15 protein-coding genes and 1 pseudogene are annotated in these 14972 nt (G+C 33.4%); all 16 read right to left on the bottom strand.

All coding sequences use genetic code 11. From position 1 onward, the window contains the following. Positions 1-66: 66 nt before the first annotated feature. Entirely contained in the window at positions 67-315 is a 249-nt protein-coding gene (locus CXF67_RS04990; RefSeq protein ID WP_180957901.1) for a glycosyltransferase, read from the bottom strand. Between the two features lie 107 nt (positions 316-422). Further along, a pseudogene (gene gmd / locus CXF67_RS04995) lies at positions 423-1216 on the bottom strand (GDP-mannose 4,6-dehydratase); the annotation flags it as partial. Positions 1217-1229: 13 nt separating this feature from the next. Then, positions 1230-1571, bottom strand: a complete 342-nt coding sequence (locus CXF67_RS05000) for a phosphomannose isomerase type II C-terminal cupin domain (RefSeq protein ID WP_102087740.1) — start codon at positions 1569-1571, stop codon at positions 1230-1232. A 1-nt stretch (position 1572) separates the two neighbouring features. Then, entirely contained in the window at positions 1573-2571 is a 999-nt protein-coding gene (locus CXF67_RS05005) for a mannose-1-phosphate guanylyltransferase (RefSeq protein WP_102087741.1), read from the bottom strand. A gap of 437 nt (positions 2572-3008) precedes the next feature. After that, positions 3009-3977, bottom strand: a complete 969-nt coding sequence (locus CXF67_RS05010) for a GDP-L-fucose synthase family protein (protein WP_102087742.1) — start codon at positions 3975-3977, stop codon at positions 3009-3011. Positions 3978-4125: 148 nt separating this feature from the next. After that, a complete protein-coding gene (locus tag CXF67_RS05015; protein WP_102087743.1) occupies positions 4126-5061 on the bottom strand; it encodes a UDP-glucuronic acid decarboxylase family protein in 936 nt (311 codons plus the stop codon). Between the two features lie 16 nt (positions 5062-5077). After that, positions 5078-6121: a UDP-glucose 4-epimerase GalE gene (gene galE / locus CXF67_RS05020; RefSeq protein WP_102087744.1), complete on the bottom strand. Its 1044-nt coding sequence runs from the start codon at positions 6119-6121 to the stop codon at positions 5078-5080. 51 nt (positions 6122-6172) lie between these two features. Continuing rightward, on the bottom strand, positions 6173-7396 hold the full coding sequence (locus CXF67_RS05025) for a glycosyltransferase (protein ID WP_102087745.1): 1224 nt from the start codon (positions 7394-7396) through the stop codon (positions 6173-6175). After that, on the bottom strand, positions 7393-8478 hold the full coding sequence (locus CXF67_RS05030; RefSeq protein WP_102087746.1) for a glycosyltransferase: 1086 nt from the start codon (positions 8476-8478) through the stop codon (positions 7393-7395). The genes CXF67_RS05025 and CXF67_RS05030 overlap by 4 nt, the downstream gene beginning before the upstream one ends. A 32-nt stretch (positions 8479-8510) precedes the next feature. Beyond that, on the bottom strand, positions 8511-9098 hold the full coding sequence (locus CXF67_RS05035; protein WP_102087747.1) for an LbetaH domain-containing protein: 588 nt from the start codon (positions 9096-9098) through the stop codon (positions 8511-8513). Positions 9099-9107: 9 nt separating this feature from the next. Then, positions 9108-10232, bottom strand: coding sequence for an Ntn hydrolase family protein (locus CXF67_RS05040; protein WP_102087748.1), 1125 nt, complete (start codon positions 10230-10232; stop codon positions 9108-9110). 1 nt (position 10233) lies between these two features. Next, complete coding sequence (locus CXF67_RS05045) at positions 10234-11331, bottom strand: polysaccharide (de)acetylase (protein ID WP_102087749.1); 1098 nt, start codon at positions 11329-11331, stop codon at positions 10234-10236. Next, positions 11331-12149 carry a sulfotransferase domain-containing protein gene (locus tag CXF67_RS05050; protein ID WP_102087750.1) on the bottom strand — a complete coding sequence of 273 codons (819 nt, stop codon included), beginning with the start codon at positions 12147-12149 and terminating at the stop codon, positions 11331-11333. The genes CXF67_RS05045 and CXF67_RS05050 overlap by 1 nt, the downstream gene beginning before the upstream one ends. Then, positions 12146-12760, bottom strand: coding sequence for an HAD family hydrolase (locus CXF67_RS05055; RefSeq protein ID WP_102087751.1), 615 nt, complete (start codon positions 12758-12760; stop codon positions 12146-12148). Before CXF67_RS05055 ends, CXF67_RS05050 begins: the two co-directional genes overlap by 4 nt. Beyond that, positions 12744-13439, bottom strand: a complete 696-nt coding sequence (locus tag CXF67_RS05060) for an acylneuraminate cytidylyltransferase family protein (RefSeq protein ID WP_102087752.1) — start codon at positions 13437-13439, stop codon at positions 12744-12746. Before CXF67_RS05060 ends, CXF67_RS05055 begins: the two co-directional genes overlap by 17 nt. After that, on the bottom strand, positions 13432-14964 hold the full coding sequence (locus CXF67_RS05065; RefSeq protein WP_102087753.1) for an aldolase catalytic domain-containing protein: 1533 nt from the start codon (positions 14962-14964) through the stop codon (positions 13432-13434). The genes CXF67_RS05060 and CXF67_RS05065 overlap by 8 nt, the downstream gene beginning before the upstream one ends. Positions 14965-14972 lie beyond the last annotated feature (8 nt).

Below are 14972 nucleotides of genomic sequence, written 5' to 3' on the forward strand. Positions count from 1 at the left end.
CTACTGACCTCTATAAATCTATATTTTTTTTAAATCTTATATTGATGTCGCACATCTTTTCTACTCTTATCCTACACTTATCGGAGAAGTGTTTTTTGCCAAGTTTTTTAATCTTTTTACAGAACTAATTAATTGATTTAGGTCTCCTTTCTTTACTACCAATCCTGTTTCTGGTGTTATTAATTCAGGACTCGCCGTACAATTATATACAATACCTGAAGTACCGCAAGCAAAACCTTCAATTGTTGTTAATCCAAAGGTTTCTTGTGAAGATAAACTCAATACCACATCTGCTGCCAAGTAATATTCAGACAATTCTTGTATGCTTTCTGTTCTTTTTACTCCGATAATTTTTTTTGATATTTTTTTAATTGTTTATCAGTAACACCAACCATAACTATTTGATACTCGTCTGAAAGCTGCTCTGCCAAAGCCATCTTGATAAAGTCTCTCACTTTTGTAGTAATTCCAGTTGCCAGCACAAAATCTTCAGGCTGGTCCTGCTGTAGAATTCTCCACATGCCTTCCACATATTTTTAGCATGCCCCATCTCTTGGCATCAAGGTTACCCATAAACATCTGATCCTGCATGCCAAGTGCGATTCTATCTACAGCCCTTGTAATTTTACGCGCTACTTAGGTTTCTCCTCTTAGTGGTGATTCGTGATTAAACAAAATACCGTTACAAGCATACATTCCGTAAGCTTCTCTATAATTTACAGTGATCCAATAGCCATATAGTTTTGCAACGGCGTAAGGTGATCTTGGATAAAAGGGAGTAGATTCAGATTGCGGCACTGCTTGTACCATTCCATACAACTCTGAGGTAGAAGCCTGATAAATTTTAGTTTTTTTCTCCATTCCCAAAAGGCGTACTGCCTCAAGAATCCTCAAAGTACCAACACCATCTGCATTCGCTGTATATTCTGGCGTATCAAAACTCACTTTAACGTGAGACATAGCTGCCAAGTTATAGATTTCATCAGGTTGGGTTTCCTGAATGATACAGGTTAAGTTCATGGAATCGGTTAAGTCTCCATAATGCAACTTCAAACGAATATTGTCGGCATGAGGATCCTGATATAAATGGTCGATCCTGCTTGTATTGAGCAAAGAGGCTCTTCGCTTAATACCATGCACCATATAGCCTTTTTCTAAAAGTAATTCTGCCAGATAAGCACTATCCTGTTATTCCTGTGATTAAAGCTGTTTTCATTTCGTTACTTTAGCTAGTTTCTGTTATAATCATCTTCAATTCTTACAATATCGTCTTCTCCAAAATAAGAACCTAGTTGCACTTCTACAAAAGTAAGCGTATCCTGACCTATATTCATAATGCGATGCTTTGCTTTTAAAGGGATTTTAATCACAGCTCCAGCAGAATACTCTGTATCTACATCATCTAGGGTAATTTTTGCTTTCCCTTTTACTATGGTCCATACTTCAGACCGTTTCTGGTGGTATTGATAAGAAAGTCTCCCCCCTGGTTTTACTTCAATTCGTTTTACTTTATGTGTTGGCGTATCTTCAAGCACAAAATACTTTCCCCAAGGGCGTTCATCGTGTTCCATATTATTCAACTAGTTTGGTATTTGTTTTCAATAGTCTTTGATAAATCTTTTTGACTTCTTGCGATTGCTCAATGGGCATTACTAAAATAGCTTCTCCACTTTGAATAACCATCGTGTTTTCTAACCCATGTAACTCAACATGAGCTGTTTCTGCAATGACGAGGTTTGAATCTTGGACGTAAGCATTTTTTGATGAAAAATAGTCGTAAAGTGCTTCAAAAGAACCTAAATCAGACCATTCAAAAGTGCCTTTAACCACCTTTATCTTTTTGGAGTGTTCCATCACTGCATAATCAATACTTTCTGATGGAATTTTTTTTGATTTAACCGCATCTAAAAAATCTGTCTCCTTCAAATTCATCACGCTTTTACAGGCCTCTAGAATATCAGGGCGGAATGCACTTAATTCCTCAAGGTATGTTTTGGCTTTAAAACAAAAAATACCACTGTTCCATAGGTAATTTCCAGCCTCCACAAAGGATTTTGCCTTGTCTTTGCTTGGTTTTTCATGAAATGCAACCACATTGGAACCCTCACTTTGAATGTAACCATACCCTGTTTCTGGTTTTATAGGTTGAATTCCAAAAGTTACTAAGTAATCTTTTTCTGCCAAATCAAAAGCTTCGTCTAGGGCTTTTTCGTATGCCTTTTCATCTCCTATAATATGGTCTGAGGGAGTCACTAGCATCAAATCATTTTCTTTTAAAGATAGTGCTGCAAAGGCAATGGCTGCCGCTGTGTTTTTAGACAAAGCCTCTACAATAACTTGGTACGTATTGGTCACGTTTTCTTGTAAAGCATTTAACGACAATTCGTAGTTATCTATATTGCCTACCACCAAGATTTTATCGCAAAACTTTTGGTTATTGTCTAGGGTAATTTCAAATAAGTTTTTGTTATCGAAAAGCGGTATGTATTGTTTGGTTCTAGACTTTTTTGACAAAGGCCATAAACGGCTTCCTGAGCCCCCTGATAATATGACATGAACTTTATTTGACATTTTTTGTTTGTTTAATCGTTAATGCGCTTTACTTTATTGTTTTTCAAGCGTTGGTTTTGTGAGTTTTCTTTGTAAAATGTACGGCGACCCTTCCACTAAGTTCAGGACAGGATATACTCAGCAAAGCTATAGAGAACTTATTTATGACTTCTCGATACGATTTCAATAGATTTCTGCAAATCTCTTCAAATCACCTGCCTACCGAGGAACGCAGGCAGGCTCGAAGTGACAAGTCTCTCATAGTTTGAATGAAAAGCCCTCAAACTTCTGATACCAAATTAAATTTATAATGTCGTATAAATAAATTGAATTATTTTTTGACTAATTGAAGTTAAAAATAATTAGCATAGCCTTAGTTACGGTAATTATTTTTAATAAAAAGCAGGCGAAAAAGAAATGATTTATTGCGACATTATAGGTTTAAATTGGTGTGACATCTATTTGTTCACCTTGACTTCCTTAAAAGTGTCAATATGACTTTGAAACCAATCGTATGTACTTTGAATACCTTCATCTAGATTGATTTGATGATGCCACCCTTCTTGATGCAGCTTAGATACATCTAGTAGTTTTCTTGGTGTCCCGTCAGGCTTGCTAGAATCCCATTGAATTTCACCTTGGTGACCAACAATTTTTTGTATTTTCTCAGCCAAGTTTTTAATACTCAAATCTGTGCCTGTCCCTACATTATAAAGATGTTCTTCTAGAGGATTTTCTAAAGCATAACAAACCGCTTGCGCTAAATCATCTACATGTAGGAATTCTCTTTTTGGACTTCCTGTCCCCCAGAGTTCGACAGGCTCACTCATCCCAGTTTTTCCTTCTTTGATTTTTGCATCGTGGAACTTTCGTATCATGGCTGGTAAAACGTGGGACGTTTGCAAATCAAAATTATCGTGCGACCCGTATAAATTCGTCGGCATTAGGCTCACATAATCCTTTCCATATTGTTGTCGGATAGATTGACAAGCTTTAACGCCGGTAATTTTAGCGATGGCATACCACTCATTCGTTGGTTCTAAAGTATCGGTCAGCAAGTAGTCCTCTTTAAGTGGTTGTGGTGCTAATTTTGGGTAAATACATGAGGAGCCTAAGAAAATAAACTTTTGAACCTCTTGCTTCAATGAGGCATCGATTAGATTATTTTGAATTTGAAGGTTTTCCATCAGGAAATTATAAGGGTAATCCTTATTGGCTAAAATACCGCCGACTCGTGCAGCAGCATCAATGACTACCTCTGGTTTTTCAGTAGTAAAAAACTGGTTTACTTGCTCTTGGTTTCTCAAATCGAGTTCTTGACTTGTTTTCCCCACTAAATTTTTAAACCCTTTTGCTTCGAGTACCCGCCAAATAGCAGATCCAACCATGCCGCGATGTCCTGCGATATATATATTTTTATTTGTCATTTGATTAATTTTTTAATTAAAAATTTCAAATAATACTCGTCTAATATTTTTAAATAGTATCAGTTTATGATATTAATAAAAGCATTCAAAAATATCTTTAAATAATCTGTGATATTTATAAGCTCTTAGCCCAAACAAAAAGCAGTTGTTATATCACTTGAGAAAAATAGTTTATGGTACTCTGCAATCCTTCTTTTAAAGCAATTTTAGGTTCCCAAGAAAGTTCTTGTTTCGCTAATTCAATGGTTGGTTTTCTTTGCAATGGGTCGTCTTGTGGCAAAGCTCGGAAAGATAATTTACTTTTGCTGTTTGTTAATTCAATAACTAGTTGCGCTAATTCAATCATGGTAAATTCCGTTGGATTTCCAATGTTAACTGGCCCAGTAAATTCGTTTCTTGAATTCATTAACTTATACATCCCGTCTATTAAATCGTCCACATAACAAAAGCTACGTGTTTGACTTCCATCGCCATAAATTGTGATATCTTCGTTTTTTAAGGCTTGTACAATAAAATTACTCACAACCCTACCATCATTTGGATGCATTCTTGGTCCGTAGGTATTAAAAATACGCATTACTTTGATATTGACATTATGTTGGCGGTGGTAATCGAAAAATAAAGTCTCCGCACATCTTTTCCCCTCATCATAGCAAGCCCTTGGCCCAATCGTGTTTACGTTTCCTTTGTATGTTTCTGGTTGTGGATGCACTTCTGGATCACCATAAACCTCACTTGTACTTGCTTGTAAGATTTTAATTTTTAATCTTTTAGCCAAGCCCAACATATTAATCGCGCCTATCACACTTGTTTTGGTGGTTTGTACCGGGTCAAACTGATAATGTACAGGACTTGCTGGGCAAGCTAAATTATAAATTTCATCTACCTCCAAGTAAGTTGGGAAGGTTACATCATGTCTAATTAATTCAAAATTCTTATTGTCCAAGAGATGGTGGATATTTGCACGATTTCCCGTAAAGAAGTTGTCTAAACAAATTACTTCGTTACCCTCTTTTAATAAACGATCTGACAAATGGCTTCCTAAAAAACCCGCACCACCTGTAATCAAAATTCTTTTTCTCATTTGATGTTTTTTATTATTAAAGTTTTGTTGCGTTAAAACCTAATTCGATTAGTTTTTTTTGCCATTTCCATGCTGAATCCATCATTGTATCTACATCTTTTTTGGCAGCCCAATTCAAAAGTTCTTTCGCTTTTACAGGCCATGAATAGATAGATTCCACATCGCCATCTCTCCTCTTACCTACTTTTACATTCACTTTGACGCCGCTCATTTTTTCAAAAGAATTAATAGCTTCAAAAACCGTTACACCTGCACCGCTTCCAAGATTAACTACTTCAAATTTGCTTTCATAATCCTCTTCAAATAATTTTTTTAAGGCTAAAACATGGGCTTCGGCAATGTCTGAAACATGAATATAATCTCTCACGCAAGAACCATCTCTTGTATTCCAGTCTTTTCCAAAGACCATCATGTGATCACGCAAACCAATAGCCGTTTGTGTGATAATTGGCACTAAATTGTTGCTGTGTTTAGAAGGAAATTCGCCCAATTCGCCTGAATCATCTGCTCCCACTGGGTTAAAATAACGTAATGCAAGAACTTTGAGGTCGCTTATATCTGTTAGAGACTCCAGATAAACCTCGCCATTTTGTTTGCTGTATGCATAGGGTGACTCTGCCTTTCTTATTTTTGTTTGTTCTTGCACTGGTAAATCAGCTGGCTCTACATTCCCATAAACAGAACATGAAGATGAAAAAACTATATTTTGCACCCCATATTTTAGTGCGTAATCTCCTATATTTAGTGTTGCGTTGTTGTTGTTTTTAAAACAAAAAATTGGATTCGCCACGCTATCTGGTACTGACTTAAGTGCCGCAAAATGAATAATCCCGTGTATGTCGTTTTCTTCAAAGACGACTTTTAAGGCATTTTCTTGTGCGATATCGATGTTGTATTTCTTGAAACTTTTACCTGCTAACTTTTGAATTAAATCATAAGAAAGTGCTATTGAATTGTAATGGTTATCGACAGAGATGACTTCATAACCCGATTTTAATAAGTCCACAATTGTGTGGCTACCAATATATCCAGCTCCACCTGTTACTAAAATTGTCTTCATTGTTTTGTTATTTATCTAATTGTTTTTCGATCATCTAAAAGTAAACACATTCTAATGCGATTTTTGAATTGTTTTATTTACTAGTTTAATAAATAAATCAAGATACTCTTGGTATCTATCATTCTTGTCAAAATATTTTTCTGCTCTTTCTCTGCATTTTAAAGCAATCTTTGCATCCTTATTAAAAATTAAATCGATTGCATCTGATAAGTCTTTAACATTACCTTTCTCAACCACAAATCCTGTCTCATGATCAATAGCCTCAGGACTTCCGCCTGTATTGTATGTGATTACAGGAGTTCCACACGCTAAGGATTCTATGTTGGTGGTTGGAAAATTATCTTGGTATGTTGGATTTATAAAAACATCGGCTGCACTGTACCACATGACTAATTCTTGGATACTTTCGGTTCTTGGAATTCCGATAATTCCGGTTGGTAATGATTTTACTTGTTTTTTTGAAACACCAATTAAAACAATGAACGTGTCTTGATTTAATAACGCCCTCAACTGAATAAAATCTTTTAAGCCTTTTCTTTCAGACCATTGGCTTGCACAACCTAAAACTATTTTTTTATCCGCAATATTAAATTTTTTCTTGATTTCAGAAGCCACAGGTTTAAACAGCTCTAAATCGATTCCGCTTGGCAAACAATTCGCTTTAATGTCTTTTAGAAAAGACTTTCCTACCATTGTTTTCAGCCATTGAGAATGCACTACAAATTCAATATTTTCTAAACCTGTAAAAAGTCTTTTTTTATCAATGAAATTATCATAAGAATTATCGAGCACAAAAGAAGCTGGATACTTTCTTGTTTTAGGGCATTTTTGGCATTGCGTTTGGTATTTTTTACAATCTATATCATCAAAATACGAACAATGCCCTGTAAAAGCCCAACAATCAAAAAGCGTCCATAAAACGGGTATATTTTTAACTTTTAAATAGTTAAACAATACCTCAATGTTTAAGTAGTAACCATGCATATTATGCAAGCCAATAGCATCTGGTTTTATTTTTTCAATTTCATCAATTAAATCAAGCGTCGCTTTTTTAGAACCAAAACCGTGGCGATCGAAAATAGCTGTTTTTAAGCCGTGCATTAAAACATCAGTTTGGTTTCCTATTTTAATTAATTGAGATTGACTTTTTTGGTTTCCACGGCCATATGCAATATAGCTCTCGTGACCGTTTGATATCAAAACTTTGCCTATATCTTCGGCTATTCTGCCAGTACTACCTGAGTTAACCGTAGTATTTATTTGAAGGATTTTCAATTTGATGTAATAAATTTTAAGTATGTATTTGCAATAGTATTCTTCTCAAATTTTTTAACAGAAATAGGTGCCAATTTTGACATTCTTTGTATATTAGAGTTGTCATTCATTAAGTTTTCCAATTTTAGTTTAAAATTTTCATAATCAAAAAGATCAATTAAATATCCGTTTTCACCTTCTACTATCATGTCGGAAGGACCAGCTATACAATCAAATGCAACGACTGGAAGACCGAAAGAAAGCGCTTCGCCAATTACATTTGGAAATCCTTCTGAACTTGAAGTAAAAGCAAAAATAGAACTTTTTTTATAGAATGATGCCACATCTTTTTGATTACCCGCTAATATAACCTTGTCCTTAACATTGAGCGATTGTACCAATTTTTCGAGTTTTTCACTGTTGTTTTGATGCAATGCATCGCCACCAACGATCACTAATTTCCAATCTGGATTGTTAATTTTGGCAAACAACTTTATCAACTCATTGTGGTGTTTGCTCTCAATAAGGCGTCCCACTGATAAAACAATTTTTTCTCTTGGGGAATTTACAGATGCTTGCTGTTTGATTGGATTTCCAATGACAGTAATGTTTGTATTTTTAACAAAACCGGATTCGTATATGGATTTGGCTATTGATGTTTGTGCGATAATCCCTTTGGCGTTTTTGTATAATTTTTTTCGTAAAAAATCGTGTACTTTACCTAAACTTTTATTAGGCTGGCATCTGTCAGAGACAAATACGGGATATTTGGTATTCAAAAGTGCAATCAAAACTAGGTTGTTCCACAATTCACCGTAGCTTAGAATTGTATTTGGATGGATTGCTTTTATCTTTTTTCTAATAAATAAAATTGTTTTCAAAGTATTTATAAACCTCTTACGGTTGTCAAATTGGAAATTAGGCCTATGTACAATTGTATTTGCAGGTATTTCGTAAAAAACATCCCTTTTTAATCCAAATAAAACCAAATGAATTTCAATGTTAGCCTCAGTTGCACAATAATCCATGATCTCTGACATTACACGTTCCATGCCACCAGGATGGAGGGAAGGAATTAGAAATGCTATTTTTTTTTTATACATTAGTTTACAAAAGATTAAAATTATACTATTTCCTATAAATGCTTAATAAGCTGTTGAATTTCAATCTTTCCAATTTCCTTTGCTGGCACACCACCAATAACTATGTTTTCGGTAAAGAAGGATTTACTGACCGCAGCATTCGCTGCAATCGCACAATTATTAGGAATATTTATTTCCCCATAAATTTTTGCTCCTGGCCCAATATACACATTGTCACCTATTGTGGGTGCTCCTGCTTTACCACCTGACTGACCAATATTTGTGCAGGCTTGTAAACGACAATTTGCGCCAACTTTTGCTTCTTGATTTACTATAATCGTACCATAATGAAGTATTGCCAACCCTGGGCCAAAAACATTTTCGGGTATTGAAAACCCTAATTTAAGGGATAAATTTTTGAATTTAATTTTTAAAAAAACATAAAGTAGCTTCCCTAAAAAAATATTTTTACTTCCAACATTTTTATAATATTCTGTTTTTCTTAATAACCGTTGGAACTCCCATATATGTTCTCGCTTTATTTTCTCCTTAATTATAACAAATAAAGAACAAGTGGGTTTACCAAGGGCAATTCTGTCAGCTTCTAAATAATGTAAATAATCTTTTTTAGATTTTATCATAATTCTATACTAATCATTTTCATTAAGCATAAGCTCTAAAAGTTTATCAGAACTCATAAATTCTACATCCGGAAATTCCTTAACTATTGATTTGAGAAGTATTTCAAATTTTTGAAGATTAATTTTTCTATTTTTCTCATTCAACGAACCTATAAAATTGATTCTATGCGTACTTAAAATCAGCGGTTTTTTCCAAAAAAATGAAATTCTCATTCTTTCTAATATTTCTTTTATTTCATCTTTTTTTGAAAAATGGGTGGGCTCAAAAAAAGCATTTCTAACTAAATATTTTTGCCCTAAAGCATTGGGTTGACCGGTGTAATGATATTTCTTTTTATAGGCCTTTCCATTTACATTTGGAACAAACTGTTTACGGATTCCTTGATACCCTTTTATCCCTTCTTTATTTAAAACGGAATCCATTTTATTTGACCAAACGTAACAAGGTGCAATTAATGTTTTTGATTGATAACCAAATAAATTGCTAAATATTTTCAAACCCTCTACAATTGTATTTTGAACAGCAACTAAATTTGATTCTTCATCGAAATCAAAAGCTGCCATATAATTTCCTCTTTTAGTATCTTTTATCGGAATTCCAAACATTTGATGTTCAAACGCCAACAACAAGTTTTCATTTTTAGATTGAAGTTCATTCATCCACTGCAAGGTATTTAAGTGTTCCCTTCCATGGAATTGAGGACGAAATATATTTTCTTCAATGCCTTGTTCATAAAGCTTAAAGACTTTATTGTGATTCGGATACCTTTTTAGTGTTTCATTAAATGTTTCAAAGTAATAATTTGAAAAATTAGATTTCTTAATTTTTTCAAAATCTGGGTTGCCAACAATTGTATTTGCAGTTATTACAGGATTATTATTGTTTTTATCTTTTACTTTTTTTAACGTATCAAACAAAGCCGACAAATCATCATTACTTTCTAAAGAATCATAGATACTATATAAATCTTTATCTACGGGAATTTTAGCATTAAACATATTTTGAAATACAACATTAGATGGCATCCGAATACTACCCCAATCATCTGATTCTATTACCACTATTTTGCGATTTGTTCGCCAACCTGGAATATTAACTAAATTGTTTAAAATTATTTTTTTTATGTGTTGCATTTTAGCTGTTTCTTAATAAAACACCTAACTCGGAAGATGTCATGAATTCAACTTCTGGCCATGTTTTTATAATTTTACATATTAAATCGTTTAATAATTTTAAATTCTGATCCCTAAAACTTACATCAAGACCACTTACATAATTAGCTCTATGTGAACTGATCACGGCAGGTTTATTGTACTTAAAAGCTTTTTGCATTTGCTGTAAAGCAGAAGCTACCCAATCGGTTTGTCTTGGCGAACCTGGCTCAAACATTACATTCCTCGTAATGACTGTTAAACCTTCTTTGGTTTGTTTCCCTAGCCAAAATAGTTTTTTTTGATACCATTTTTGTTCTAAAGGATTATTGTGCAATTTAGCTAAGCCAATATATTTAAGACCATTGTCTGCTAAAGTTTGGTTTAAGGCTAAGTGATAAGGCCCATCGGGTGGCAGAAAGTAGGTTGTGTTTTGATTAAAGATTTTATTGATTAGTGACACTCCTTCTTTTACGTTAACTTTTAAGCTATCGAATTCTTCATAAGACTGAATATTATATGTAGAGCGATATGATTTTTTATAATCTGGCACATAAGCTTTTGAAAAGCCCCATGTTTTATTTTCGAAACCTAAGTGTGCTGTTTTATCTTTGTTCTGTAAATCTTTCATCCATTGGTTAACATTTAGATGCTCTCTACCGTGAAAACCAACTTCTAAAATATTTTTTTTTAAAGCTTTCTGGTATAAGGTGTAAATTTCATCACCGTCTTTTCGCTGTTTTAAAGTCTCCAGAAAAGTCTCACTATGAAATTTTTGAAAATTAACCTCTTTGATTTTTTTAAAATCAGGATTTGACGGGTTCATTAAAAAGGTGAACTTGGCTGAATGATTAGTTTTATCTTTTACTGATTCTAAAACTTCAAACAAATTTTGCAAATCTGATGCTGATTCGAATGTGTCGTAATAACTCATCCAGCATTTATGCTTTTGCTCAGCGTTTAAAAACTTATCTCTGTAGTTTTTATTTTTAAACCGAAAACTGCCCCAATCGTCACTCTCGATTATAACTATTTTTCTGTTGGTATTCCAACCTAATCTATTTGCTAGTTTTTGTTTCATTAGCCTTCTAAAGGTAAATCTATATTTTTGTAAGCATTTATGATGCCTTCAGGAATAATAACATCAGTTTTTATCTTTTCTCTTCTAATATTGAATTTTAACATTTTCGCTACTTTTATTTTTAATTTTGATGGAAAAAAATTAGAAAAGAATCCTAAGTTTCTTCTAACGAAATCTGCAAGCGTGTAATTATAAAATCTCTCATTTTCTGATCTATTAGATTTATTATAAATCTGTTGGATTTTAATTTTTTTATAAATACAAAAAGATGTTAAGTCAACTTTTTCATCTGATAAAGATTTAAAATCAAAATATTTTAAATCTTTAAAACCTATCTTAAACAGTTCAACTTTTAACATCTCATAATTAAAAATACTAGCCTGTCGAGTATTTACAAATTCTTGAAGAGATAATAAACATACGCTTTTAATGTTTCTCATTTGCTGATATAAAGATGGCAGTGCATCAACTGGGTCACGAACACCAATGACAACACTTAATTCAACCTGATTCAAATTAAAAACATCGAAAAGTTTCTTTAATTGTTGTTTCCAATTATTCTCACTAGTATATTCAAATAAAACTCTTTCATCTGAATACAACAAAGTCTGATTTTTATCTAATAGTTTATAAATATCGTTTTGGATATCGTTTATGTTTTGCCGTTCCCCTCTTACAAAATTTATTATTTCTTCATTCAAATGTGCTTCCCTAGAACCTACACCTATATAATTTTGTTTCAATATTTTATTAAATAGTGACTGTAAAGTGCTTGAACCTGTTTTAGGTGAACCTATATGTAGTATTATTTTTTTCATAAAAACTCAATAGTAGATTTTTTGATTAAACTATCATTACCATAAGCCTGAAACTGAATTTGATTACTTATTGCAGCGTCATAATCGTTAATCGAGTCTCCTATCAACATACAGGTGTTTAACTCGTAATTATACTTTTCTAACAAGTCAGCAACCAATTGTTTTTTGGGCGTTGGCGAACCATGGATACTCTTAAAATATTGGTCAATGTCGATGCCTTGACAAATTTGGTTTAGCTCTTTTCCATCCGAACCAGAGACAATATGCATATTATAATTTTGATGATTTTCTTTTACGAAGTTGATTGTCTGGTCAATTAATAAATCTTTATTAATTAACCAATTCATCATGATCTCCGAAAACTTATCCGCCCATTTTTGAATGTCTTTATCTGTCACCTTTTCACCTCTTATTTCTTCAAAAAAATAGCGAAACTTGACATAGCGTGATAAACCTCCATTGGCTTGGTGAAAATCCATAAGTTGCTTCACTTGTTCTTTGGGGTAATCTTCTAATACCAATTCAAAGCCTTTGTCCCGAACAGCGTTGGAATTCATTAAAACGCCATCAAAATCCCAAAAAATTGTTTTTATGCTATTTGTAGTTTTCATAAAGTATTTCTGCTAATTTAAAGTCCTCTTCCCAATCTACATCAGTAGATTTGATTTGATTTTGTGTTAGTAGAAATGGTTTTTTACCAATTCTATCTTGTTCAGTCATGTATACCTCTTTGCTTGCCATAAAAATTGCTGAGTTTACTTCGTAGATCTTATTTAAGTCTTGTGTTCTAGGCCACTTTTTCTCATCATCCTGCTTCTTGTTCACTACTTTATTTTGTTCTTTAGACCAAATAAAATTTTGAATTTCCTTTACGCTCATCAAGGAGTCAAAGCCTTGTTCTAGAATTTTAAAATAGGTTTTTACAGCATTTGTATAATCTGCTGTATTTACTAAAGGTGATGTCACATGTGTCCATAATATATGATTAGAGTCACATACTTTAGGCACATAATTAACCAAATCCATGAGGTTAGTTGTGCTTAATGCTAGTTGTTCTGGCCTTTCAATCACTTTTAATTTCCGATGATCTTTAAACTTTCGAGCAACTTCAATTGAATCTCTATCGTTGGTCGATAAAATCACTTCATCAATACATGAACAATCCAACAACTGAACTAATTTTACTTTTAATAAACCCCCTTCAATTCCAGCAAAGATTCGCGTGTTTTTATTTTTAACCCGTTCACTCATTGCTCTTGTTGGTAAAAAAACAGAAACAGACTTATTCATTGATCAAAGCAAAAATAGATTGATGATCAACATTCTTATAATAGGTTGGAGTTAGAGAACTGACATATATTTTATTCCTCATTTTTTCAAACATATATTCATTTTCAATAAATAAATCATGCTCATTTTTGGAAATATTTCCATGGTAGCCATCATAGCCTACAAGTTGTATATTAGTTATTCTAAAATCAACCGCTGTTTGAAGAGCTATTGCTGTGTGAGAGTCTACATATTTTTCTGTAAAATTTATTTCTTTAAGCTCATAGGCATTAGTCATTAAAGCTTTAGGTATAAAAGTTCCCATTGTTCTCGGATAAGGCGGTAAGATACATTTACCTTTAATTTGTTTGCTCCCAAAGACTTCTTCTAGGCGATGACCTTCGTTACCAACTAAACAAAAAAGTTGCTCATTTTTGATATTAAGAAAGCTGAGAGCATTTTTAGAACTGGCATGAATCACTAACATATCAGGATTTTGATTCAGATACAATTCTAGTGTTTTAGAAAATTCTTTAATACTAGGACCACCTCCAACAATCAAAACTTTTGAATAGTTCTTTGCTTGACTTTCTAGCTTTGGTAATTCTTTATTATCAACTCGTCCTTGACTTTGATTGTTCAATGCCCGTATGATCGAGTTAAAGGAATAATAGCGTTTGCTCACCCATTCCATCACCTGTTTTTGGGGCAAGGAATTAGCTCCAGATACCATATAGGGTAAATTAGTGCCCCAATCATATTCATTTTGAAGCTGAGTAAAGTCATCTACAATTTTAGTTAGTGCATTATAATCGAAATTCAATTTGTTATGTGATTGTAATACTGTCAGCAGTAATTCTGTTTTCAGGTTACCTGCACCTCTCCCCATGCCAGTTATGGTTGCATCTACCATATCAACGCCCTCTTGAATGGCCGTAAGGGTATTAGCTAAAGCCATTTCTAAATTATTATGGCCATGAAAACCAAGTTTTATATCTGTTTTTGAGCGAACCAGAGCGATAGTTTCTCTTACATCCTCTGGATATACTCCGCCGAAGGAATCGACCATATAAAAATAATCAACAATGCCATCGACTTGAGGTATTAACTCTAGAAAACCTTTTTCCTCTTTCCAGGTTGACATGTACATCACATTAAAAGCGACTTCAAAGCCAAGTTCCTTTACTTTTTGGGCTAGCGTTAATGCCCGTTCAAAGTTTTTCGGATCTATTGCCATGCGAATCATTGTCACATAATTTTTAATAGGTGCTAATAATTCTTCAGCATCTTCAGCACGGACATCTTTTTCATTAAGAATAATGGCTAGTTTTTTATTACTTTTTACTTTCAATTCTTTTAATACTGGGACAGGACAATAAAAATATTTTCCTAAATAGCCTTTCTGTGGCTTTGAACGATAACCAACTTCCAAATAGTCTACTGGTAAATCATTAAATGTTTTGATGTAAGTATTCACTAGTTGGTCTGAAAAATCCCAATTGGTGTAATACCCGCCATCGCGTATGGTACAATCTAATATTTTCATTTTGTTTT

Origin of the sequence: Psychroflexus sp. MES1-P1E (genome assembly GCF_002836055.1) — a bacterium.
Lineage (GTDB): Bacteria > Bacteroidota > Bacteroidia > Flavobacteriales > Flavobacteriaceae > Psychroflexus.